The sequence below is a fragment of the Agromyces humatus genome (assembly GCF_021228295.1).
GTDB classification, from domain to species: Bacteria; Actinomycetota; Actinomycetes; order Actinomycetales; family Microbacteriaceae; genus Agromyces; species Agromyces humatus.
The window spans coordinates 39,863-62,658 of the sequence record NZ_JAJQPD010000008.1; the positions used below are offsets into that span (position 1 = coordinate 39,863).

Sequence of the window (22,796 nt, forward strand, 5' to 3'; positions counted from 1 at the left end):
CGCATGGACATCGCATTCGTGGCAGGGTTCGGTCCAATCGGCGGCGCCGACGCCTCTTCGTCCGAGTTCTGGGGCGGGGCGTTCGGCATCCCCTTCAGCGAGGACAGCGGCTACTTCCACACCGAGCGGCTTCCCGGCGTCAACGCCTTCGCCATCTGGCCGCTGAGCCAGGCCGCCGAGGCGACCTTCGGCACTGCCGAGTGGCCGGCAGGCCGCCCTGTGCCGCAGGCGTGGATCGAGTTCGACGTCGCCTCGCCGCAGGCCGTGGCCGAGGCGGTCGACGAGCTCCGCGCGGGCGGACATGAGATCCTGGTCGGCGCGCACGAGGAGCCGTGGGGGCAGACGACCTCGCGCCTCATGAGCCCCGAGGGACTGCTCGTCGGCGTGAGCTACACGCCGTGGATGCACGAGGTGCGACCTGCCGGAGATGCAGTGGTCGGTTACGACCCCGAACTCGACGGTGCCGCCGGTCTGGGGCCGGCCTAGTACCCCGAGGGCGCGTCGCCGCCGCCGCTGCGGTCGAGGGTGCCGATCTCGGCGCCGTCCTGACCGAGCACGGTCATCGTGTCGCCCGCGATGGTCGCCTCGCTCAGGCCCGAGAGCCACGTGTCGACGTCTTCGCAGGCCATGAGCGTCGTCGCGACGTCCTCGAACTGCACGTGGTCGGCCTCGTCGACACTCCACGAGCCGTTCAGCGTGTTACAGCCGTCGGTGCCGCTCAGGGTGCCGTCGTCGGCCAGTTCGAGTGAGGGCACGCTCGAGTTGGACGTGTCGCCCCACGTGCCCGCCGGGTCGACCGAACCGCCCTGCGCCTCGCCTTGAACACCGGCGCAGCCCGCCAGCACGAGCAGGGCGAACACGGCCCCGCCGGCGATCGAGATCTTCCGAATTCCAGCCATGGTCGCAGGGTAGTCCCGAGGGCCACATGCCGCCACGGATTCGGGTCTCGATCAGGGTGTCACCGCTGGGTTCAGGACGTGCGCGGCAGCGTGCCGATCTCGGAGCCCGACTCGTCGAAGAACGTGATGGTGTCGCCCGAAACGGTCGCCGTGGCCCGGCCGGCGAGCCAGTCGATACCGTCGCAGCCGACCTGGGTCGAGAAGCCATCGCCGAACACGAGCGTGTCGCCGTCGATCGTCCACTCGCCGCCGAACTCGTTGCAGCCGTCCATGCCGCCCGCGCTGCCGTCGGCTCTGATCGTGATCGAGGGCTCGCGCGGAGTGCTGGGAATGCCCCACGTGCCGAGGAACGCGGCGGCATCGCCCGACGGCACCGTGCTCGGGTCGATGTCGGTCGACCGCTCGAGGGTGCCGATCTCGGCGCCGCCGCCGTCGAAGACCGTCATCGTGTCGCCGTCGACCGTCGCGGTGTCGACGCCCGAGAGCCACGTGTCGACTCCCTCGCAAGCCATGCGCGTCGATGCGACCTGCTCGAAGGCGATCGTCTCGCCGTCGTCGCCCCACGAACCGACGAGGCGGTTGCAGCCGTCTGTGCCTGTGACGGTGCCGTCGTCGGCAAGGGCGAGCGCCGGCGGTGCGCCGACCATGGACGGGCCGCCCCAGGCGCCGACCGCGTCGAGCTGCGGCACCGGGGTCGGCGTCGGCGTCGGTTCGGGAGCGGAGCCGCCGGGGCTCACGCATGCGGCGAGCACGGCGGTCGCCGCGAACAGCAGTGCGCCGGCCAGCAGGGAGCGGGACGAAATCGCGGCCATCCTGCGAGCCTAGCTCGCGGCACCGACGACTGGCACGGAGCCAGGTCAGCTGGAGGCCGGCGTCGCCGTCGCGCGGGCCGCCCTCGCGAGCGCCTCGCGGCACGCGACGACGGCCGGCCTGACGGCCGCGGCATGCCGGGTCGAGGTGAACACCTCGCGCAGCGGATGTCCCGGCAGGTCGACGAGCGTCACGCTCGGCGCCTCGCCGGCCCACACGAGATCGGGCAGCAGCCCCACGGCATTGCCCGAGCGGATGAGGCGGATGTGCGCCATGAGGTCGGCCGTCTCGAACCGCACGTCGGGCTCGAACCCGGCGTCGCGGCAGAGCTGCTCGGCCCAGTCGCGCGACGCGGTGCCCTCGGGCTCGAGCACCCAGGGCCGTGTCGCGGCGGCGGCGAGCGATGACCCCGTGGGTTGAGGAGGCGCGCCGGCGCCGAGAGATGACCCCGTGGGTTGAGGAGGCGCGCCAGCGCCGTCTCGAAACCCCGAGGCCTGCCCGAGGGGGTTTCGAGACGCGTCCTTCGTCGGGCGCTCCTCAACCCGCCCGGCAGGGTGGGGCGGCAGCGCGAGGCGGATGGCGTCGGCGGCGAGCGGCACCCGGTCGAGCTCGGCGCGGTGCGCGCGGGTGTGACCGGGATACTGCTCGGCCACCACGAGGTCGAAGTCGCGGGCGGCGACGTCGAAGAGCGCGAGTTCGGGCTCGCGCTCGGTGATCTCGACGCGCAGTTCGGGATGTTCGACGCGCAGCAGCGTGAGCGCCTGCGGCACGACGGCGTGCGCGGCCGACTGGAACACGGCGATGCGCACCGTACCGCCGACCGTGGTGAGCGAGCGGGCGACCTCGGCCTCGGCCTCTTCGAGCCGGTCGAGCACCGCGCGGGCGTGGGCGACGAGCAGCTCGGCCTGCGGCGTGAGCTGCACGCGACGCCCCGCCTGCACGAGCAGCGGCACGCCCGCTTCGCGCTCGAGCTGACTGAGCTGCTGCGACACCGACGAGGGGCTGTACGAGAGGGCCTCGGCGACGGCCGCGAGCGTGCCGCGCTGGCTCAGTTCGACGAGCAGGCGCAGGCGTCGCACATCAAGCATGTCTGCCTCCGGGACATCCGTTCATTCATTCGGTTTCTCTGAACAGTATCCGTCAGAATCATTCGCTGTACTGATCGGATGTCGCGACGCACACTTAATCCGACAGGCGCGCAGTCCCCGACGCGCCCGCAGAAAAGGAACGTACCCTCGTGACCATGTCGAATGCCGCCACCGACGCCCGGCCGAACACCGATCACGTCGTCGCACTCGTGCGCCGCTGGCTCGCCGAGAGCGCCGAGCACCCTGTCGAGCCCGCTGCCGAGCGTCTCGCCGGCGTGCTGAAGGATCCGAACGGCCTCGCATTCACCGTCGGATTCGTCGATGGCGTCATGCGCCCCGAAGACCTGGGCGTCGCGGGCCGCAATCTCGAGCAGGTCGCCAAGCTCACCCCGAAGTTCCTGCCGTGGTACCTGAAGGCCGCGATCCGTGTCGGCGGGGTGATGGCGCCGGGGTTCCCGTGGCTCGTCATCCCGATCGCCCGGCGCGTGCTGCGCCAGATGGTCGGCCACCTCGTGCTCGACGCGACCCCCGAGAAGCTCGGCCCCGCGATCGAGACCCTGCGCGAGTCGGGCAACCGCCTCAACCTGAACCTGCTCGGCGAGGCCGTGCTCGGCGAAGACGAAGCGAACCGCCGCCTGCGGGGCACCCACGAGTTCCTCGCGCGCGACGACGTCGACTACGTGTCGATCAAGGTGTCGAGCGTCGTCAGCCAGCTGTCGATGTGGTCGTTCGACGAGGCTGTGCAGAAGGTCGTCGCGAAGCTCACCCCGCTCTACGAGCTGGCGGCGCAGAGCGAGGCGCGCTCGGTTTCGAGAGGCTCAACCAGCGGGAAGAAGTTCATCAACCTCGACATGGAGGAGTACCGCGACCTCGACCTCACGATCGCGGTGTTCACGACCCTGCTCGACCAGCCGCAGCTGCGCGGGCTCGAGGCCGGCATCGTGCTGCAGACCTACCTGCCCGACGCGCTCGGCGCCATGCAGGAGCTCACGGCGTGGGCGAAGCAGCGCCGCGCCGCGGGTGGCGCCCCCATCAAGGTGCGCGTCGTCAAGGGCGCGAACCTCGCGATGGAGCACGTCGACGCGGCCGTGCACGGCTGGCCGACTGCGACCTACGACACCAAGCAGGACTCCGACACCAACTACAAGCGTGTGCTCGACTGGTCGATGACGCCCGAGCGCACCGACGCCGTGAAGCTCGGCGTCGCCGGTCATAACCTCTTCGACGTCGCCCACGCGTGGCTCACCGCTCGCGAGCGGGGCGTCGAGTCGCGCGTCGAGTTCGAGATGCTGCTCGGCATGGCGACCGGCCAGGCCGAGGCGGTGCGCCGCGACGTCGGCAACCTGCTGCTCTACACGCCCGTCGTGAACCCGAGCGAGTTCGACGTGGCCATCGCCTACCTGATCCGCCGCCTCGAAGAGAACGCGAGCCACGACAACTTCATGTCGGCCGTGTTCGAGCTCGCCGACGACCGCGGGCTGTTCGATCGTGAGCAGGCCAGGTTCCAGCGTTCTCTCGACGCGCTGCGCCCCGAGTTCGAGGCGGCGGATGTCCCGGCCCCGATGCCGAACCGCACCCAGAACCGGCACACCGAGTGGGAGGGCGACGCGCTCGCCGCGGCGATGGCGATCACCGCCGCTCCCGCCCCGGGCAGCGAGCTCGACGACGACGCGTCGCTCACGGGCGTCGTGCTCGGCATCACCCGCGGGTCGGGCGGTGGGTTCGCAACGGCGGATGGCGCGACATCCGCCGTTGCGCAGGCGCCCGCCGGCACGCCCGCCGGACCGGGCCTGACGCCCGGCTTCCGCAACGAGCCCGACACCGACCCGGCGCTCGCCGCGAACCGCGACTGGGGCCGGCGCATCCTCGCCCGCGTGCCCGAGTCGCGTCTCGGGCTCGACACGATCGCCGGCGCGCACGTCGCCGACGCGGCCACGCTCGACACCGTCATCCAGACCGTCGCGGCTCGCGGCCGCGCGTGGGGCGAGCTGCCGGGCGCCGAGCGCGCCGCGGTGCTGCACCGTGCGGGCCTCGCCCTCGCCGCGAACCGCGACCGGCTCATCGAGGTCATGGCCGCCGAGGCCGGAAAGACCATCGCCGAGGCCGACCCCGAGATCAGCGAGGCCATCGACTTCGCGCACTACTACGCCGAGCGTGCCCGCGAGCTCGACCACGTGCAGGGCGCCGTCTTCGTGCCGCCGCAGCTCACGGTCGTCACCCCGCCGTGGAACTTCCCCGTCGCGATCCCGGCCGGCGGCGTGCTCGCCGCGCTCGCCGCGGGCTCGGGCGTCATCATCAAGCCCGCGAAGCTCGCACAGCGCTCGGGCGCGGTCATGGTGGAGGCGCTGTGGGAGGCCGGCGTGCCGCGTGAGCTGCTCGCGCTCGTCGACCTGGCGAACCATGACCTGGGCCGTCAGCTCGTCGCCGCGCCCGAGGTCGGCAGGGTCATCCTCACCGGTGCCTACGAGACGGCGCAGCTGTTCCGCTCGTTCCGCAACGACCTGCCGCTGCTCGCCGAGACGAGCGGCAAGAACGCGATCATCGTGACGCCGAGCGCCGACCTCGACCTCGCGGCATCCGATGTCGTCAAGAGCGCGTTCGGCCACGCGGGCCAGAAGTGCTCGGCCGCGTCGCTCGTGATCCTCGTCGGATCGGTCGCGAAGTCCGAGCGGTTCCACCGCCAGCTCGTCGACGCGGCGATGTCGCTGCGCGTGGGCTACCCGGCCGATCCGCAGAGCCAGATGGGCCCGATCATCGAGCCCGCGAACGGCAAGCTGCTGCACGCGCTCACCCAGCTCGGCATCGATGAGGAGTGGCTCGTCGAGCCCAAGCAGCTCGACGCCACCGGCAAGCTGTGGTCGCCCGGCATCCGCACGGGCGTCGCCGCGGGCTCGTACTTCCACCTCACCGAGTTCTTCGGGCCGGTGCTCGGCATCATGCACGCGAAGGACCTCGATGAAGCCATCCGCATGCAGAACGCGGTCGACTACGGACTCACGGCCGGCCTGCACTCGCTCGATTCCGACGAGCTCGCGACCTGGCTCGACCGGGTCGAGGCGGGCAACCTCTACGTGAACCGCGGCATCACCGGCGCGATCGTGCAGCGGCAGCCGTTCGGCGGCTGGAAGCGGTCGGCGGTCGGCGCCGGCGCGAAGGCGGGCGGGCCCAACTACCTGTTCGGCCTCGGCGATTGGATGCCCCAGCACGGCCACACCTCGAGCACGCTGCACCTGCGCGGGCTCGAGCAGCGGGTCACCCAGCTCATCGAGCTGTCGCAGCCGGCCCTCGACTACGAGGCGTTCGAGGTGCTGCGCCGCTCGGCGCTCAGCGACGAACTCGCATGGGCCGAGGAGTACGGTGCGGTGAAGGATGTCTCGGGCGTCGGCGTCGAACGCAACCTGTTCCGCTACCGATCCCTGCCGGTGACCGTGCGCGTCGGCGAGCACGCGACGCTCGCCGAGGGCCTGCGCGTCATCGCCGCCGGCCTGCTCGCGAACGCGCCGATGATGGTGTCGACCGCGGTCGAGCTGCCGAACGGAGTTCGCCGGCTGCTCGCCGCGCGCGACGTCTCGGTCGTGCGCGAGGGCGACGGTGACTGGCTCGCCCGCGCCGCTCGTGGTGCCATCGCGACGCCGCGCGTGCGGCTCATCGGCGGCGGGGCGTCGGCGCTCGCCGACGCGCTCGGCGGAACGCCCGATATCGCCGTGTGGTCGCACCCGGTGACGCCGTCGGGCCGCGTCGAGCTGCTGCCGTTCCTGCACGAGCAGGCGATCTCGATCACGAACCACCGGTTCGGCAACCCGACGACGATCTCCGACGGGGTCATCTGAGGGTCGGTCGAGTAGCGACGAAGGCGGTGGGTCGAGGAGGCGCGAAGCGCCGTCTCGAGACCAGCGTATCGAGACCCGTCGCGAGCGGATCTGCGGTCTCGGTACGCGTCGCTACTCGACCGGCGCGCGGTCGCCTGCCGTGACCTGTTCGCGCAGGAACTCCCGCCAGGTCCGCTCCCCGCGCTGCGTGCCCTCACCGGTCAGGTTCTCACCCGCACGATACGCGCGACCCACGGCGCCGGGGAGGCGGATCGGAAGTGGCCGCCGCGCCCGCCCACCGGTCACCTCGGCATAGGTCTCAGCCAGCTGCCGGATGTCGAGCACGTCGGGTCCGGCGAGGTCCGCGACCCGACCCGCGGGCCCGCCGAGCGCGAGCTCGGCGAGGCGCGCGGCGACCTCGTCGCCGTGGACCGGTTCGAACCGCAGCCCACCCGGCACGGGCAGCAGCGGCAGCTTCGCCAGGCCGCGCACGACCGGGAGCACGAAGTCGTGCAGCTGTGCGGCGCGCAGCACCGTCCACGGCACCCCCGACCCGGCGATCGCCTGCTCGGCCTCGGCCTTGCCGCGGAAGTATCCGATCGGCATCCGGTCGGCGCCGACGACCGAGATGAGGATGAGATGCGCCACGCCCGCCGCACGAGCGGCGGCGGCCAGGTTGCGCGCCGCGATGTCGTCGCCCTTCGCGCCGCCGGCCAAGTGCAGCAGGACGTCGACGCCCTCGAGCGCCGCGGCGAGTCCACTCCCGGCGACGGTGTCGGCTTCGACATGCTGGATGCCGGGCTCATCCGCGCGCGGATGGCGGGAGAGGATCCGGATGTCGCGACCGGCCTCACGAAGCAATGGAACCACGCGGCTGCCGATGTTGCCGGTGCCGCCGGTCACGAGCAGAGGTGCATTCATGGTCTTCTTCCTCTCATGTCACATCCGAGGGTGTTCCCTCGTCGACATTCCGACGATCGAGCACGAGGAGATGTGACATGACCGACCGGAGAATCCTGGCGAGGCGGTTCGAGACCGAGCGCCGGCGGCTGCGGGCCATCGCGATGCAGCTGCTCGGCTCGACCGCGGATGCCGACGATGCGGTCCAGGAGACGTGGCTCCGGCTCGAACGGGTGGATGCCTCGAGCATCGACAACCTCGATGCGTGGCTGACCACGGTCGTCTCACGCGTGAGCCTCGACCTGCTGCGCGCCCCGAGGCGTACGCGCGAGCACTCGTGGCAGGTCGAGCCGTGGCGGGACGAGCCCGTCGCGGTCGGTGCGGACCCCGCCGAGTTGGTGGTGCAGAGCGATCGCATCAGCACCGCGTTGCTCGTGCTCCTCGAGACGCTGAGTCCGGCCGAGCGGATCGCGCTCGTGCTGCACGACGTGTTCGGGCAGTCGTTCGACGAGATCGCGGCGGTGCTCGACCGGTCGCCGGAGGCGGCTCGGCAGCTCGCCTCCCGCGCGCGCCGGCGCGTGCGCGGCGCCGAGGAGCCCCCGCGACCGGATCGCGAGCGCGGCCGGCGCATCGTGCACGCGTGGCTGGCCGCGGCGCGCGACGGGAACCTCGTCGAGCTCCTCTCGCTGCTCGATGACGGCGCGGTGCTGAAGGCGGACTACGGAACCTCGAAGCAGATCGTCGAGGGCGCGCAGGCGATCGCCGAGCAGGCCGTGCTGTCGGGCCGATTGGCGGCGCATTCGACGCCGATCCTCATCGACGGACGACCCGGCGTCGCGGCGGTCATGCACGATCACGTGGTGTCGATCATGGCGTTCGACATCGTCGGCGATCGCATCGTCGGCATCGAGGTGCTGGCCGACCCGGCGCGGCTCGAGGCGCTCGGGGTGCAGCGCGTGCTCTAGACCTGCAGAGCGCGTGCTCTAGACCTGCGGGGTGGGCACGTGCCGGCCGCGATTGCGGCGACGGATGCCGCGTGGCGCGCGACCGCCCACGAACGAGCGCGCCGGGTCGACCATGAACCCGTGCCGGAGCGCCTCGCGGCCGATGAGCATGCGGAAGCCCATCTCGTCGCGGTTCGTGAGCGTGACCTCGGCGGTGACGCGGTGCTCCATGAGCACCACGTCCATGAGCACGACGATGCGCTCTTCGCCGTGGCCCGACGAGCTGCGCACGTGCCGCCGGTCGTACACGGGGCACTCGAACACCACGGCGTCGTCTTCACTGTCCTGCCAGGGGTGGATGCCGAATCGCACGAATGCCTCATCGCCGCGACGCAGCTCTTCGAGGTCGAAGGCGTGCAGTGACGAGGTGCGGGCGCCGGTGTCGAGCTTCGCCTTGATCCACGGCACGTCGGCTTCGGGCAGGCTCACCCATTCGCGCCATCCCGCGATGGTGTTTGAATGGTGGGGCTTCGACACGACACCATTTTCGCAGGGACAATGATGAAACTCGCGATTCTCTCGCGCGCCCCACAGGCATACTCCACCCAACGACTCAAGGCCGCAGCCCAGCAACGCGGCCATGACGTCAAGGTTCTGAACACCCTGCGCTTCGCGATCGACCTGTCGCGCGGCGAGCCCGACCTGCAGTATCGCGGCCGTCAGCTCTCCGACTACGACGCGGTGCTGCCGCGTATCGGCAACTCCATCACGTACTTCGGCACGGCGGTCGTGCGCCAGTTCGAGCAGATGGACGTATACACGCCGAACACCGCCAACGGCATCTCGAACTCGCGCGACAAGCTGCGCGCCACGCAGATCCTCTCGCGCCACAACATCGGCATGCCGCCGACGGCCTTCGTGCGCAACCGCGCCGACGTGCGCCCGGCGATCGCTCGCGTGGGCGGCGCTCCAGTGGTCATCAAGCTGCTCGAGGGCACGCAGGGCATCGGGGTCATCCTCGCTCCCGAGGTCAAGGTCGCCGAGGCGATCATCGAGACGCTGCACTCGACGAAGCAGAACGTGTTGATCCAGCACTTCGTGAAAGAGAGCCGCGGTCGCGACATCCGTGCGCTCGTCGTCGGCGACCGCGTCGTCGCGGCGATGCGTCGCGTCGCGAGCGGCGACGAGTTCCGCTCGAACGTGCACCGCGGCGGCTCGGTCGAACCGGTCGAGCTCTCGCCCGAGTACGAGCAGGCGGCGGTGCGCTCGGCGCAGATCATGGGCCTGCGGGTCGCCGGCGTCGACATGCTCGAGGGAGACGAGGGGCCCCTCGTCATGGAGGTGAACTCGTCGCCCGGCCTCGAGGGCATCGAGACCGCGACGAAGCTCGACGTCGCGGGCGCGATCATCGACTACATCGCCAACCAGGTCGCCTTCCCCGAGATCGACGTGCGACAGCGGCTCACCGTCTCGACCGGTTACGGTGTGGCCGAGCTGCTCGTGCACGGCGCGGCCGACCTCATCGGCAAGACGCTGGGCGAATCGGGGCTGTGGGACCGCGACATCACCGTGCTCACGCTGCACCGTGGCACGACCGTGATCCCGAACCCGCGCAAGGGCGTCGTGCTCGAGGCCGACGACCGGCTGCTGTGCTTCGGCCGGCTTGAAGAGATGCGCTCGATGATCCCCGAGCGCCGGCGGCGCCGCGCGAAGGTGCGCAAGCTGCCGAAGCAGCCCATCCCCACGCCCGCCGAGTAGCGGCGTCGACGAGGTATCGACCGCGGCCGGCACCTCGGCCCCGTCGTCAGAACAGGAACTCTCGTGCGGCACGCCGCCGCGGCGCTGCACCCGGGTCGCTGTATCGGCGTGTCTTCCTGCACTGGGAACGCGATCCGCGCTGAACGGTCAGCTCTCGGCGTCGAGGGCCGACGCCACCATGTCGAGGGCGGTCGCGCGGTCGATGCCGAGGTGGCGCACCCGGTCGGCGTAGGCGATCGCCGCCCGCTGCGCCTCGCGAGCGACCGCGTCGCCCTGGGCTGAGACGAAGCTGCCCGCCCGTCCGCGGGTCTCGATGACGTGATCGGTCTCGAGTGCGCGGTACGCCTTCGCCACGGTGTTGACGGCGAGCCCCAGCTCGTCGGCGAGCGCCCGCACGGTGGGCATGCGTGCGCCGGGGGCGAGCGTGCCCGATCGCACCGCGTCGGTCACCTGTCGCCGCAACTGTTCGAAGGGCGGCTCGGATGCCTCGTGGTCGATCGTGAATCTCATGTCGAGCCCACCTGCTCCGTGACGACGCGGGTCATCGTCAGTCGCGGTTCCGATTCACGAGTCGCGAGAGCACGATCGCGCTGCGGGTGTGATCGACGTTGGGTGCGATGCGCACGCGCTCGAGGGCGTCTTCGAGCGACGCGATGTCGCGGGCGCGCATATGCACGATGGCGTCGGCCGAGCCGGTGACGGTGCCGGCGTAGACGACCTCGGGCACGCCCTGCAGGATGCGCTGCAGTTCGTCGGGCGCGACCGTGCCACGGCAGAACAGCTCGACGTACGCTTCGGTCGACATGCCGTCGACCGTGGGGTCGACCTGGATCGTGAACGAGCGGATGACGCCGTCGGCGACGAGCCGGTCGACGCGGCGCTTGACCGCTGACGCCGAGAGCCCGACCGCCGAACCGATGTCGCCGTACCCCGCCCGGGAATTCTGCCTGAGCAGATCGAGGATTGCTCGATCGAGGTTGTCCATGCTCGGAGTGTACGTGGATCCGTTGCGCTCGAATAGCATTCAGCGCAGATTTCCTGCGCCTGATGCGGCGATCGCTCGGGTACGGGCGACTGGCGCATCATCGTCGCCGGTTCGCGGTCGGAGGGCACCCAGAGCGGCCCTGCATCACATCGTCGACTCAGGATGCCGCAGCAGAGGGCCGGACGCGAACCGTTGTCTGCGTCATCCGCTGGCCTTATCGCACTATTCGTGCTTCTCGTCGCCGAATGCGCTTGAATCTTGCGTCAGAAGCGGCCAACCGCAACGGAATTCGGTTCACACTGAAAGGAGTAGCCCCGGCGGCCGCGAGACCCGAACGTCGTCGCCGGGGCTTTGCACCGCACCCACGAAGGAGTGAGATGTCGACGCTGGTCGGAACCGAGCCGCAGCCCGCCATGACGCCCGAGCGTCGCCCCACCGGCCGCGCAGTGCTCATGTGCCGCCCCGAGCACTTCACGGTCGTGTACCGCATCAACCCGTGGATGAACCCCGCGGCGCCGACCGATACCGAACTCGCCCTCGCGCAGTGGCAGACCCTGTACGACACCTACGTCGAGCTGGGCTACGACGTGCAGCTGATCGATCCCGTCGATGGCCTGCCCGACATGGTCTACGCCGCGAACGGCGGCTTCGTGCTCGACGGCATCGCCTACGGCGCGAAGTTCACCCACCCCGAGCGGCAGCCCGAGGGGCCCGCCTACATGCGGTGGTTCGGCGACGCCGGCTTCGACGTGCACGTGCCCGACGAGGTCAACGAGGGTGAGGGCGACTTCCTGCTCGTCGGCGACACGATCCTCGCGGGCACGGGATTCCGCAGCGATTCGGGCTCGCACGAAGAGCTCGCGCGGGTGTTCGGCCGCGACGTCGTGACGCTGACGCTCGTGAACCCGAGCTTCTACCACCTCGACACGGCCCTCGCCGTGCTCGACCCCACTCCCGGCCAGGAGCACATCGCGTACCTGCCGAGCGCGTTCGACGAGGCATCCGTCGCCGTGCTTCGCGACCGGTATCCCGACGCGATCATCGTGAACGAGACCGACGCGGCGATCCTCGGACTCAACTCGTTCAGCGACGGCTACAACGTGGTCATCGCGTCTCGTGCGGCCGACTTCGAGCGCCAGCTGCGTGAACACGGCTACAACCCCATCGGCGTCGACCTGTCCGAGCTGCTGCTCGGCGGCGGCGGCGTCAAGTGCTGCACGCTGGAACTGCGCCGATGACCGTGACGACCGATTCCTCGGCGACGACCGATGCCACGAGTGCCGCGATCGCACTCGAAGACGAGCATGCCGCGCACACCTACCATCCGCTGCCGGTCGTCGTCGCGTCGGGCGAGGGCGCCTGGGTGACGGATGTCGCGGGCCGGCGGTATCTCGACTGCCTTGCCGCGTACTCGGCGGTGAATTTCGGTCATGGCAACCCGCGGCTCGTGGCGGCCGCGCGCGAGCAGCTCGCCCGTATCACGCTCACGAGTCGCGCCTTCCACAACGACCGGCTCGGGCCGTTCGTCGCCGAGCTGGCCGAACTCTGCGGCAAGGACATGGTGCTGCCCATGAACACGGGCGCCGAGGCGGTCGAGTCGGGCATCAAGGTCGCGCGGGCGTGGGGCTACCGGGTGAAGGGCGTCGCGCCCGACGCCGCGAACATCATCGTGATGGCGGGCAACTTCCACGGCCGCACGACCACGATCATCTCGTTCAGCGACGACCCCGACGCGCGGGATGACTTCGGGCCCTATACGCCGGGCTTTCGCACGGTGCCCTACGGCGACGCCGCCGCCGTGGCCGAGGCGATCGACGAGAACACCGTCGCGGTGCTCGTCGAGCCGATCCAGGGCGAGTCGGGCATCGTCGTGCCGCCCGCCGACTTCCTGCCGCGGTTGCGTGAGCTCTGCACCGAGCATCGCGTGCTGCTCATCGCCGACGAGATCCAGTCGGGGCTGGGCCGGGTCGGCGCGACGTTCGCGTGCGAGCTCGTCGGGGTCGTTCCCGACCTGTACCTGCTCGGCAAGGCGCTCGGCGGTGGCGTCGTGCCCGTGTCGGCCGTCGTGGGCGACCGCGACGTGCTCGGCGTGCTGCGGCCGGGCGAGCACGGCTCGACCTTCGGTGGCAATCCGCTCGCCGCGGCGGTCGGGCTCGAGGTCGTGCGCATGCTCGCCACCGGCGACCCGCAGCGGCGTGCGCGCGAGCTCGGGGCGCGATTGCACGAACGCCTCCAACGGCTCATCGGCAACGGCGTCGTCGCAGTGCGCGGTGCCGGGCTGTGGGCCGGCATCGACATCGACCCCTCGATCGCCACGGGGCGTGAGGTGTGCGAGGCGCTCATGCGCCACGGCGTGCTCGCGAAGGACACGCACGGCTCGACCATTCGGCTCGCGCCGCCGATCGTCGTCGAGCCCGCCGACCTCGACTGGGCGGTCGAGCGGCTGGCGCAGGCGCTGGAGGACCTCAGGGGATAGGCAAGGTCGACAGCGCGGCCTCCAGGCTGCAGGTCTCTGCTCTCTGCGTCGCGCATGCCACTCGTCGCGCATCGCGGGCGTTCGCCGCGCCGGAGTCGTAGGGTGGGCCTCGTCCCGATGACGCGGCACTCGTCGCGGCTCCGAACGGAGGAAGCGCATGGCCGACACCGACGTCCGTCGTCACGCTGACGAGTATCGCCGCAGCATCGAGTCGCCCGACGAGTTCTGGCTCGAGGCAGCTGCGCTGGTCGACTGGCGTCACGCTCCCGAGCGTGGCCTCGACGACGGCGCAGCTCCCATCTATCGCTGGTTCCCCGACGGAATCCTCAACGTCAGCGAGAACGCGCTCGACCGCTGGGTCGCGGCCGGCCGTGGTGATCAGGTGGCACTCGCCTACGACTCGGCCATGACGGGCTCGAAGCGCACCTTCACCTACAGCGAGCTGCTGCATGAGGTCGCGCTCTTCGCCGGCGTGCTGCGCAACAACGGCGTCGAGAAGGGTGACCGGGTCGCAATCTACCTGCCGATGACGCCCGAGGCCGTGATCGCCATGCTCGCCTGCGCCCGCATCGGTGCCGTGCACTCCGTGGTATTCGGTGGCTTCGCGGCCAACGAACTCGCGGTGCGCATCCAGGATTCCCGACCCCGGGTCATCGTCACGTCGTCGGGCGGTCTCGAGCCGGGCCGCTCCGTCGAGTACCTGCCGATCATCGAGAAGGCCCTCGCCATGATCATCGGCGACCGCTCGGTGACCGACGCCGTGACGCAGTCGATCCGCGTCGTTTCCGCTGACGAGCTCAGCGTCGAGACCGTCATCGTGCGCAGTCGCGAGGCCGTGCCGGGCACCGCAGCCGAGTTCGACGGCCGGGTCGGCGTGCGCTGGGCCGACTGGGACGAGGAACTCGCGAAGGCCGAAGCCGTCGAGCCCGTCGCCGTCGAGGCGACCGACCCGCTGTACGTGCTCTACACCTCGGGTACGACCGGCACGCCGAAGGGCGTCGTGCGCGACAGCGGCGGGTACGCCGTGGCCCTCGCCTGGTCGATGAAGAACATCTACAACGTCGACGCCGGAGACGTCATGTGGACGGCGTCCGACGTCGGCTGGGTAGTGGGCCACAGCTACATCGTCTACGGCCCCCTGCTCGCCGGGGCGACGACGGTGCTCTACGAGGGCAAGCCGATCGGCACACCAGATGCAGGTGCGTTCTGGCGAATCGTCGAGGAGTACGACGTCAAGGTGCTCTTCTCGGCGCCGACCGCCGTGCGCGCCATCCGCCGCGTCGATCCCGATCTCATTGAGCTCGCCAGGTATGACACGTCGACCCTCGACGCGATCTTCCTCGCCGGTGAACGGCTCGACACCGAGACCTATCACTGGATGGACAAGGCCCTCCACTGTCCGGTCATCGACCACTGGTGGCAGACCGAGACGGGGTGGGCGATCGTGGCGAACCCTCGGGGCATCGAGCCGCTGCCCGTGAAGCCGGGCTCGCCCTCGCTTCCCGTGCCCGGTTACCGGCTCGCGGTCGTCGACGGCAAGGGCAGGCAGGTCGAGACCGGAGTCGAGGGCAACATCGTGCTCGGGTTGCCGCTCCCGCCGGGGAGTCTGCCCACTCTCTGGAGCGGTGACGAGCGGTACGTCTCGTCGTACCTCACCGCCTTCCCCGGGTACTACGCAACCGGCGACAGCGGTTACGTCGACGACGACGGGTACGTCTATGTCATGGGGCGCACGGATGACGTCATCAACGTCGCAGGACACCGGCTCTCCACCGGCACGCTCGAGGAGGCCATCAACCACCACCCCGCGATCGCAGAGGTCGCCGTGATCGGCATCCACGACGAACTGAAGGGGCAACGCGCGGCCGGATTCGTGACACTCAAGCACGGGGCATCGATCGACCACGACGTGCTCGTGAAGGAACTGGTCGCGCTCGTTCGCGAGACAGTGGGGCCCGTCGCGGCGTTCCGCGACGTCACCGTGCTCGAGCGCCTGCCGAAGACCCGCTCGGGCAAGATCCTGCGCAAGACCATGCGCCAGATCGCCGACGGCGAGACCTACAAGGTACCCGCCACGATCGAGGACCCGACGGTGCTCGAGGCGCTGAAGGCGGCGCTGGCGGCGCAGTAGGTCGCGGCCGGGCGGACGAGCGGCTCGACGACGTGCTGAACGAACTTCGGGCCGCGTAACCTCGCCGCGATATCCTTGCACCCGACCGCACGGGTTCGTCCGCGTCGGGGTCAGGGGTGGGCAATGGCACGAAGCAAGGCCGAGAAGGCCGCGTCCAAGGCGCTGAAGAAGGCACGCGAGGCACTCGATGCGGCGGCCGAGGCGCTGGCCGAGGCGAGACGTCTCGCAAAGAAGGTCGACAAGGGCGCGAAGAAGCGCGCGGCCGAGGTCGGGTCCGACCTCGATCGCGTTGCGTCTCGGCTGCGCGTCGAGGCCGCGGTCGTGAAGCAGAAGATCGAGAACGCGGCGAAGTCCGACAAGCCGGCGAAGGCGAAGGCGAAGCAGGCGGTCGCGAAACGCGCGTCGACCACCGAGGCGAAGAAGTCGCCTGCCACGAAGACACCGGCGGCGAAGGCTGCGGCCGCGTCCGTCGCGACGACGAAGCCGCCCGCGGCGAAGAAGCCCGTGGCCAAGCCCACCGCGAAGAAGCCGGCGACGAAATCTTCGGCCAAGCCTGCCGCGACAAAGCCGGTGACGAAATCTTCAGCCGAGCCTGCCGCGAAGAAGAAGCCAGCGACGAAATCTTCGGCCAAGCCTGCCGCGACGAAACCGGCGACGAAATCTTCGGCCAAGCCTGGCGCGACGAAGCCGGCGACGAAATCTTCGGCCAAGCCTGGCGCGACGACCTCCGCAGCCGAACCCTCCGCAGCCGAACCCGCCGCGGCGAAGCCGGCCCCGGCGAGCCCCGCAGCGACGACGGCGCTCGAGGAGATGACGGTCGTGCACCTGCGCAGCCTCGCCCGCGAACGCGGCATCCCCGGATACTCACGGTTCACCAAAGCGCAACTGATCGTCTTCCTCCGCGACTGACACTTGATCGCTCCATGACGCGGCGCCGCCTCGGCGCGTCGCGGTCGTCCCCGTTCCCAGAGGAGGTCGCGTGACCACTGACGCTCCGGGAGCCCTCGATCGCTCGAGCGAGGCCACCCCTCCGCGCACCTTGCTCGACGTGCTGCGCGACACGACGCAGCGGCATCCCGACGCGTCAGCGCTCGAAGACGCCGACGGCGCACTCAGCTACCGCGAACTCATGGCGCGGGTGGTGCGCACGGCCGCCCGCCTGCACGAGGCGGGAGTTCGCCGCGGAGATCGGGTCGGCGTGCGCATGGCCTCGGGCTCGCGGGAGCTGTACATCGCGATCCTCGGCGCGATGGCCGCGGGCGCGGCCTACGTGCCCGTCGATGCCGACGACCCCGAGGAGCGTGCGCAGCTCGTCTTCGGCGAGGCCGCCGTGCGGGGCGTCATCTCGGGTCGCGGCGAGTTCCGCCCGAGCGCCGGGTTCGCGGATGGCCCGTCGCCCGAGCTGTTCGACGGCGAACCGCCGCACCCGAGCACGCATGCGACGCCCATCGCGACTCCGCCCACGCTCGACGACGACGCGTGGATCATCTTCACCTCGGGCTCGACCGGCACCCCCAAGGGCGTCGCGGTGACGCATCGTTCGGCCGCGGCGTTCGTCGATGCCGAGGCGCGGCTGTTCCTGCAGGGTGAGCCGCTGGGCCCGGGCGACCGCGTGCTGGCCGGGCTCTCGGTCGCCTTCGACGCCTCATGCGAGGAGATGTGGCTCGCGTGGCGTCACGGCGCGTGCCTCGTTCCGGCGCCTCGCAGTCTCGTGCGCAGCGGCATGGACCTCGGCCCGTGGATGATCACGCACGGCATCACGGTGGTCTCGACGGTGCCGACCCTCGCGGCGCTGTGGCCGGCCGAGGCGATCGAGAACGTGCGCCTGCTGATCTTCGGCGGCGAGGCCGTGCCGCCCGAGCTCGCTGCGCGCCTCACCGCTCCCGAGCGCGAGGTGTGGAACACCTACGGGCCCACCGAGGCCACGGTCGTCGCGTGTGCCGCGCTCATGGACGCCGAAGGTCCGGTGCGCATCGGCCTGCCGCTCGACGGCTGGGCGCTCGCCGTGGTCGATGCCGAGGGCAGCCCCGTCGCGGACGGCGAGCCGGGCGAGCTCATCATCGGCGGCGTCGGGCTCGCGCGGTACCTCGACCCCGAGAAGGACGCGCAGAAGTACTCGGCGATGCCGACCCTCGGCTGGGAGCGCGCCTACCGTTCGGGCGACCTCGTGGCGTTCGACGGCGTCGGGCTGCTCTTCCTGGGCAGGGCCGACGACCAGGTGAAGGTCGGCGGTCGTCGCATCGAGCTCGGCGAGATCGAGTCGGCGCTGTTGGAGCTTGCGGGCGTGAGCGCCGCGGCGGCCGCCGTGCGCACGACCGAGGCGGGCAACAAGGTGCTCGTCGGCTACCTCGCCGTGACCGATGCCTTCGACCAGTCCGCGGCCCGGGCTCGGCTCACCGAAGAGCTGCCTGCGGCGCTCGTGCCGCTGCTCGCGGTGCTCGACGACCTGCCCACCCGCACGTCGGGCAAGGTCGACAAGGCCGCACTGCCGTGGCCGCTGCCCGGTGTCGAACTCGATGCCGCGGGCCTCGGCGAGTCCGCTGCCTGGCTCGCCGAGCAGTGGCAGGCCGTGCTCGGCGTGCCGGTGACCGAGCCCGACGCGAGCTTCTTCGACCTCGGCGGCGGGTCGCTGTCGGCGGCGCAGCTCGTGAGCCGACTGCGTACCCGCGATCCCGAGTTCACGGTCGCCGACATCTACGACCACCCTCGGCTCGGCGCGATGGCCGACGAGCTCGACGCGCGGGTCGGCGACGGGTCATCCGAACCGGTGACGTTCCACCAGCCCGAGCCGACACCGCGGGGCACGCAGTGGCTGCAGACGCTCGTGGGTGTGCCGCTGTTCATCCTGAGCGGGGCGCGATGGCTGCTCTACCTGCTCACGTCGACGACGATCCTGCGCGCGGTGAGCGACGACTTCGGGTTCCTGCCCACGGTGCCGCTGTGGCTGCTCATCGTCGGGCTCCTCATCTTCGCGACCCCCTTCGGCCGCATGGGCATCGCCGTCATCGGGGCGCGGCTGCTGCTCGCGGGGCTCGAGCCCGGCGACTACCCGCGGGGCGGCTCGGTGCACATGCGCATGTGGCTCGCCGACCAGATCGCGCACCAGGTCGACCCGGTCGGCCTGTCGGGGGCGCCGTGGGTGACCAACTACGCCCGCGCGCTCGGTGCGAAGGTGGGGCGCGACGTCGACCTGCACACGCTGCCGCCCGTCACGGGCATGCTGACGATCGGCGATCACGCCGCCATCGAGCCCGAGGTCGACCTCGCCGGCTACTGGATCGACGGCGATCTCGTGCGCATCGGCCGGGTGCGCATCGGTGCCGAGGCCACGATCGGCACGCGCAGCACGCTGCTGCCGGGCGCGCGCATCGGCCGCGGCGCCGAGGTCGCGCCCGGGTCGGCCGTGTTCGGGCGCGTGCCGTCGGGCCAGCGCTGGGCCGGGTCGCCCGCCGAGCGCATCGGACCCGCCGAGCCGAAGTCGGCCGAACCGCCGCGACCCGGCCGTTGGCTCGTCGCCTACGGGCTGTCGTCGATCTTCCTCGCGCTGCTGCCGTTGACGGCATTCGCCTCGGGCGGTGTCGTGATCGCCCTCGGCATCGCCGGCTCCGATGACCTCGGTCAGGCGGCGCTGCGCGCGCTCGCGTGGCTCGTGCCCGCAACCCTCGTCGCCGGGGTCGTGTTCGCGGGTCTCGTCGTCATCGCGGTGCGGCTGCTCGCCATCAGGCTCGACGAGGGGACGCACCCCGTGCGCAGCCGCATCGGCTGGCAGGCGTGGACCACCGAGCGCCTGCTCGACGCGTCGCGCACCATCCTGTTCCCGCTCTACTCGAGCCTGTTCACCCCCATCTGGCTGCGCCTGCTCGGCGCCGACGTCGGGCGCGGCGTCGAGGCATCCACCGTGCTGCTCATCCCGTCGCTCACCACGATCGGCGACCACGCGTTCCTCGCCGACGACACCATGGTCGCCTCGTACGAACTGCAGGGCGGGTGGATGCGGCTCGCGCGGGCGCGCATCGGCAAGCGCGCGTTCCTCGGCAACTCGGGCATCGCCACCGCCGGCCACCGGCTCGCCAAGGACGCGCTCGTGGCCGTGCTGTCGGTCGCACCCTCGAAGTCGAAGCCGGGCACCTCGTGGCTCGGGTCGCCGCCGGTGCGGCTGCGCCGAGCCACCCTCGAGTCCGACGAGAGCCGCACGTACCAGCCGCCCTACGGCTTGCGCGTCGCCAGGGCGCTGTGGGAGCTCTGCCGCATCGTGCCGGTCTTCGTCACGTGCGGCATCGGCCTCGGCGTGCTGTTCACGCTCGCGTGGCTCACCGACACCTACGGGGTGTTCGTCGCCCTGCTCGTCAGCGGCGTCGTGATGCTCGCGGCCGGCGGCGTCGCGGCGCTCGTCTCGACCATCGCGAAGTGGGCGTTCGTCGGGCGCATCGCGGTTGCCGAGTACCCGCTCTGGTCGAACTTCGTGTGGCGCACCGAGGTGTCCGACACCTTCGTCGAGATGGTCGCCGCACCGTGGTTCGCGAACGCGGCTGCCGGAACGCCCGCGCTCGCCGTGTGGCTGCGCTCGCTCGGCGCCCGCATCGGACGCGGCGTCTGGTGCGACAGCTACTGGCTGCCCGAGGCCGACCTCGTGACCCTCGGCGACGGGTCGACCGTGAACCGCGGTTGCGTCGTGCAGACCCACCTGTTCCATGATCGAATCATGAGCATGGACCACGTCACCCTCGAGACCGGCGCGACGCTCGGCCCGCACAGCGTGATCCTGCCCGCCGCAAGCATCGGCGCGCATGCCACCGTCGGCCCGGCCTCGCTCGTGATGCGCGGTGAAGCAGTCCCCGTGGGCAGCCGCTGGAGCGGCAACCCCATCGGGCCGTGGCGCGCGGTGCGCATCGCCGACTACCACGCGCGGGTGCGCTGATGCACGCGAACGAGATCGGCGCCGAGACCGCCGGCGACCCCTATGTGCCGCAGAGCGGCAACGGCGGCTACCGCACGCTGTCGAACTCGTTGAACCTCAAGTACCGCATCGCCCGCAACCGACTCGACGGCGTCGCCGAACTGCGCCTGCAGGCCATGCAGCCGCTCGCGCGATTCACCCTCGACCTCGTCGGGCTCGCGGCGTCACGGGTGCGGGTCGACGGTCGCAAGGCCGACTTCCGGCAGGTGCACGGCAAGCTGCGCATCACGCCGCCGCAGGCGATCGAGGCGGGGGCCGAGGCATCCGTGGTCATCGAATACGGCGGCGCCCCGAAACCGCGACGCACCCGCTGGGGCGCGATCGGCTGGGAGGAGCTCGACGACGGCGTGCTCGTCGCGTCGCAGCCGTCGGGCGCGCCCACCTGGTTCCCGTGCAACGATCACCCGAGCGACAAGGCGAGCTATCGCCTGCGGTTCGAGACCGACGCCGCGTACACGGTCGTCGCGAACGGCGAGCTGGTCGAGCACCGTGTGGTCGCCGGGCAGGGCGTGTGGGTCTACGAGCAGCGCGAGCCCACGGCGAGCTACCTGCTCATGGTGCAGCTCGGGCGCTACGCGAAGCGGGTGCTCCCGAGCACGGTCACCGAGACCGCGGTGTACTTCCCGCGGGCGCTCGAGCGCCGGGTGCGCGCCGACTTCGACCCGCTGCCGGCAATGCTCGAGGTGTTCGACGACTGCTTCGGCGCGTACCCGTTCGAGCAGTACTCGGTCGTCGTCACCCCCGACGAGCTCGAGATCCCGCTCGAGGCCCAAGGGCTGGCGGTGTTCGGGGCCAACCACATCGACGGGCACGGCGGTGAAGAGCGGCTCATCGCACACGAGCTCGCGCACCAGTGGTTCGGCAACAGCGTCGGCGTCGACCGGTGGCAGGACATCTGGCTGAACGAGGGCTTCTGCTGCTACGCCGAGTGGCTGTGGTCGGATGCCGCGGGCAAGGCCTCTGCCGACGAGCTCGCCCGAGAGCACCACGCGCAGGTGTCGCAGCTGCCCGCCGACCTGATGCTCGGCGATCCGGGGCCCTCCGACATGTTCGACGACCGGGTCTACAAGCGCGGCGCGCTCACCCTGCACGCCCTGCGCCTCACGATCGGCGACGACGCGTTCTTCGCCCTGCTGCCCGCGTGGACCGGCGCGAACCGGCACGCCACCGCCACGACGACCGACTTCATCGCGGTCGTCGAGCACCACACGGGCCGCGACCTCGGGGCGTTCTTCGAAGCTTGGCTGTTCCACCCGGTGCTGCCGGCATTGCCTCCGGCCCCGGTCGTCGACGACTCGGTCATCGGACGAGTGACGGCGTGGGCCGGGCGACGGCGACACTGACGAGGCATCCCTCGATGCGGCGGTCGATCAGGTCGTAGACGGTCGCCGTGCCGGGAAGGTGCGCGGTCACGCCGTCGCGGCTGCCGCGCGTCTCGAACACGATTCGGCCGGGTTCGATGCGCAGCCCCCGGCCGTCGGCCTTGAGCGCGGCCTCGGCGCGCACCCACCGGCGTACGGCCGTGCGCGGGGTGCCACCGAGCAGTTCGACGATCGCTCGACGGCGAGCGGTGTCGGCTTCGCGCGGCACGCGAGCAGGTTCGACATCGACGCCGACCGCGACACCTGCGGGTGCGATGACGGCGACCACCAGATGACCGCACGAGGCGAGGCTCGCGGCCGGCGGCTTCGACGCGACATCCGACCAACGAAGCCGCGGCCGGCCGTGCTCGGCGCCGCAGCGTTCGCACGCGGCGGTGACCTCGACGGCCTCGGATCGCATGCCACCGGCCGCGGCGGCGAGATCTCGCAGCAGCATGCGCCCGAGCAGGAATCGGTCTCGCAGCCCGGGGTGCGTGGTCGCGACCGCCCGAGCGCGCTCGGCGTTGCCGAGCAGGTGCAGGGCGCGCCCGCGGTCGAAGTCATCGGGGTTCGCCCATGCGAGCCGCACGCCCTCGTCGAGCCCGGCCGAGCGGGGCGTCAGGGGCGGCATCTCGTCAGTCCACCACTGCGGCTGAGGCCGCGCAAGGCTATGCTGCG

General features: G+C 71.0%; 18 protein-coding genes. 10 read left to right on the forward strand and 8 right to left on the reverse strand.

All coding sequences use genetic code 11. The features are described 5' to 3' along the window. Window positions 1-3: 3 nt before the first annotated feature. Window positions 4-486 (forward strand): VOC family protein, encoded by a 483-nt coding sequence (locus LSF15_RS13930; RefSeq protein ID WP_232499157.1) that lies wholly within the window; start codon window positions 4-6, stop codon window positions 484-486. Here the strand turns inward: LSF15_RS13930 and LSF15_RS13935 are convergent. From LSF15_RS13935 to LSF15_RS13945, 3 genes are all read right to left on the reverse strand, one after another. Further along, complete coding sequence (locus LSF15_RS13935; RefSeq protein WP_232499158.1) at window positions 483-899, reverse strand: META domain-containing protein; 417 nt, start codon at window positions 897-899, stop codon at window positions 483-485. The genes LSF15_RS13930 and LSF15_RS13935 overlap by 4 nt on opposite strands. Window positions 900-970: 71 nt before the next feature. Continuing rightward, window positions 971-1,711: an META domain-containing protein gene (locus LSF15_RS13940; protein ID WP_232499159.1), complete on the reverse strand. Its 741-nt coding sequence runs from the start codon at window positions 1,709-1,711 to the stop codon at window positions 971-973. A 45-nt stretch (window positions 1,712-1,756) separates the two neighbouring features. Continuing rightward, the gene (locus LSF15_RS13945; protein WP_232499160.1) at window positions 1,757-2,797 is read right to left on the reverse strand and encodes a LysR family transcriptional regulator; all 1,041 of its coding nucleotides are present in this window, start codon (window positions 2,795-2,797) and stop codon (window positions 1,757-1,759) included. A gap of 155 nt (window positions 2,798-2,952) precedes the next feature. On the opposite strand from LSF15_RS13945, the gene LSF15_RS13950 reads away from it, so the two are divergent. After that, window positions 2,953-6,627 carry a proline dehydrogenase family protein gene (locus tag LSF15_RS13950; RefSeq protein ID WP_232499161.1) on the forward strand — a complete coding sequence of 1,225 codons (3,675 nt, stop codon included), beginning with the start codon at window positions 2,953-2,955 and terminating at the stop codon, window positions 6,625-6,627. 111 nt (window positions 6,628-6,738) lie between these two features. Here LSF15_RS13950 and LSF15_RS13955 read toward each other — a convergent pair whose 3' ends face one another. Beyond that, window positions 6,739-7,527, reverse strand: coding sequence for an SDR family oxidoreductase (locus LSF15_RS13955; RefSeq protein ID WP_232499162.1), 789 nt, complete (start codon window positions 7,525-7,527; stop codon window positions 6,739-6,741). A gap of 77 nt (window positions 7,528-7,604) precedes the next feature. Here LSF15_RS13955 and LSF15_RS13960 point away from each other — a divergent pair, with 77 nt between their 5' ends. Further along, complete coding sequence (locus LSF15_RS13960; protein ID WP_232499163.1) at window positions 7,605-8,471, forward strand: sigma-70 family RNA polymerase sigma factor; 867 nt, start codon at window positions 7,605-7,607, stop codon at window positions 8,469-8,471. Window positions 8,472-8,489: 18 nt separating this feature from the next. Here the strand turns inward: LSF15_RS13960 and LSF15_RS13965 are convergent, their stop codons facing one another. Beyond that, window positions 8,490-8,987 carry an ATP-dependent zinc protease family protein gene (locus tag LSF15_RS13965; RefSeq protein ID WP_232499164.1) on the reverse strand — a complete coding sequence of 166 codons (498 nt, stop codon included), beginning with the start codon at window positions 8,985-8,987 and terminating at the stop codon, window positions 8,490-8,492. A 24-nt stretch (window positions 8,988-9,011) separates the two neighbouring features. Here LSF15_RS13965 and LSF15_RS13970 point away from each other — a divergent pair, with 24 nt between their 5' ends. Then, complete coding sequence (locus LSF15_RS13970) at window positions 9,012-10,208, forward strand: RimK family alpha-L-glutamate ligase (RefSeq protein ID WP_232499165.1); 1,197 nt, start codon at window positions 9,012-9,014, stop codon at window positions 10,206-10,208. Between the two features lie 147 nt (window positions 10,209-10,355). Here the strand turns inward: LSF15_RS13970 and LSF15_RS13975 are convergent, their stop codons facing one another. Then, window positions 10,356-10,718: a GntR family transcriptional regulator gene (locus LSF15_RS13975; RefSeq protein ID WP_232499166.1), complete on the reverse strand. Its 363-nt coding sequence runs from the start codon at window positions 10,716-10,718 to the stop codon at window positions 10,356-10,358. 37 nt (window positions 10,719-10,755) lie between these two features. Then, window positions 10,756-11,193: an Lrp/AsnC family transcriptional regulator gene (locus LSF15_RS13980; RefSeq protein ID WP_231048115.1), complete on the reverse strand. Its 438-nt coding sequence runs from the start codon at window positions 11,191-11,193 to the stop codon at window positions 10,756-10,758. Between the two features lie 377 nt (window positions 11,194-11,570). Between LSF15_RS13980 and ddaH the strand changes: the two genes are divergently transcribed. The 6 genes from ddaH to LSF15_RS14010 all read left to right on the forward strand — a co-directional run bounded on the left by ddaH (window position 11,571) and on the right by LSF15_RS14010 (window position 22,100). Then, window positions 11,571-12,431 carry a dimethylargininase gene (gene ddaH / locus LSF15_RS13985; RefSeq protein WP_372460015.1) on the forward strand — a complete coding sequence of 287 codons (861 nt, stop codon included), beginning with the start codon at window positions 11,571-11,573 and terminating at the stop codon, window positions 12,429-12,431. Next, complete coding sequence (rocD, locus tag LSF15_RS13990) at window positions 12,428-13,669, forward strand: ornithine--oxo-acid transaminase (RefSeq protein WP_232499167.1); 1,242 nt, start codon at window positions 12,428-12,430, stop codon at window positions 13,667-13,669. The genes ddaH and rocD overlap by 4 nt, the downstream gene beginning before the upstream one ends. 157 nt (window positions 13,670-13,826) lie before the next feature. Further along, on the forward strand, window positions 13,827-15,800 hold the full coding sequence (locus LSF15_RS13995) for an AMP-binding protein (RefSeq protein ID WP_232499168.1): 1,974 nt from the start codon (window positions 13,827-13,829) through the stop codon (window positions 15,798-15,800). 123 nt (window positions 15,801-15,923) lie between these two features. Next, complete coding sequence (locus tag LSF15_RS14000; RefSeq protein WP_232499169.1) at window positions 15,924-16,709, forward strand: Rho termination factor N-terminal domain-containing protein; 786 nt, start codon at window positions 15,924-15,926, stop codon at window positions 16,707-16,709. A gap of 70 nt (window positions 16,710-16,779) precedes the next feature. Beyond that, window positions 16,780-20,718 carry a Pls/PosA family non-ribosomal peptide synthetase gene (locus tag LSF15_RS14005; RefSeq protein ID WP_232499170.1) on the forward strand — a complete coding sequence of 1,313 codons (3,939 nt, stop codon included), beginning with the start codon at window positions 16,780-16,782 and terminating at the stop codon, window positions 20,716-20,718. Next, complete coding sequence (locus LSF15_RS14010) at window positions 20,718-22,100, forward strand: M1 family metallopeptidase (RefSeq protein WP_232499171.1); 1,383 nt, start codon at window positions 20,718-20,720, stop codon at window positions 22,098-22,100. The genes LSF15_RS14005 and LSF15_RS14010 overlap by 1 nt, the downstream gene beginning before the upstream one ends. Here LSF15_RS14010 and LSF15_RS14015 read toward each other — a convergent pair. Continuing rightward, on the reverse strand, window positions 22,057-22,749 hold the full coding sequence (locus LSF15_RS14015; RefSeq protein ID WP_232499172.1) for a 4'-phosphopantetheinyl transferase family protein: 693 nt from the start codon (window positions 22,747-22,749) through the stop codon (window positions 22,057-22,059). The genes LSF15_RS14010 and LSF15_RS14015 overlap by 44 nt on opposite strands. Window positions 22,750-22,796 lie beyond the last annotated feature (47 nt).

Coding starts and splice junctions, on each gene's coding strand:
- LSF15_RS13930 (WP_232499157.1), top strand. CDS start 4: ATGGACATCGCATTCGTGGCAGGGTTCGGTCCAATCGGCGGCGCCGAC.
- LSF15_RS14000 (WP_232499169.1), top strand. CDS start 15,924: ATGGCACGAAGCAAGGCCGAGAAGGCCGCGTCCAAGGCGCTGAAGAAG.
- LSF15_RS14010 (WP_232499171.1), top strand. CDS start 20,718: ATGCACGCGAACGAGATCGGCGCCGAGACCGCCGGCGACCCCTATGTG.
- LSF15_RS13955 (WP_232499162.1), bottom strand. CDS start 7,527: ATGAATGCACCTCTGCTCGTGACCGGCGGCACCGGCAACATCGGCAGC.
- LSF15_RS13970 (WP_232499165.1), top strand. CDS start 9,012: ATGAAACTCGCGATTCTCTCGCGCGCCCCACAGGCATACTCCACCCAA.
- LSF15_RS13940 (WP_232499159.1), bottom strand. CDS start 1,711: ATGGCCGCGATTTCGTCCCGCTCCCTGCTGGCCGGCGCACTGCTGTTC.
- LSF15_RS14015 (WP_232499172.1), bottom strand. CDS start 22,749: ATGCCGCCCCTGACGCCCCGCTCGGCCGGGCTCGACGAGGGCGTGCGG.
- LSF15_RS13945 (WP_232499160.1), bottom strand. CDS start 2,797: ATGCTTGATGTGCGACGCCTGCGCCTGCTCGTCGAACTGAGCCAGCGC.
- LSF15_RS13935 (WP_232499158.1), bottom strand. CDS start 899: ATGGCTGGAATTCGGAAGATCTCGATCGCCGGCGGGGCCGTGTTCGCC.
- LSF15_RS13995 (WP_232499168.1), top strand. CDS start 13,827: ATGGCCGACACCGACGTCCGTCGTCACGCTGACGAGTATCGCCGCAGC.
- ddaH (WP_372460015.1), top strand. CDS start 11,571: ATGTCGACGCTGGTCGGAACCGAGCCGCAGCCCGCCATGACGCCCGAG.
- LSF15_RS13980 (WP_231048115.1), bottom strand. CDS start 11,193: ATGGACAACCTCGATCGAGCAATCCTCGATCTGCTCAGGCAGAATTCC.
- LSF15_RS13960 (WP_232499163.1), top strand. CDS start 7,605: ATGACCGACCGGAGAATCCTGGCGAGGCGGTTCGAGACCGAGCGCCGG.
- LSF15_RS13950 (WP_232499161.1), top strand. CDS start 2,953: ATGTCGAATGCCGCCACCGACGCCCGGCCGAACACCGATCACGTCGTC.
- LSF15_RS13975 (WP_232499166.1), bottom strand. CDS start 10,718: ATGAGATTCACGATCGACCACGAGGCATCCGAGCCGCCCTTCGAACAG.
- rocD (WP_232499167.1), top strand. CDS start 12,428: ATGACCGTGACGACCGATTCCTCGGCGACGACCGATGCCACGAGTGCC.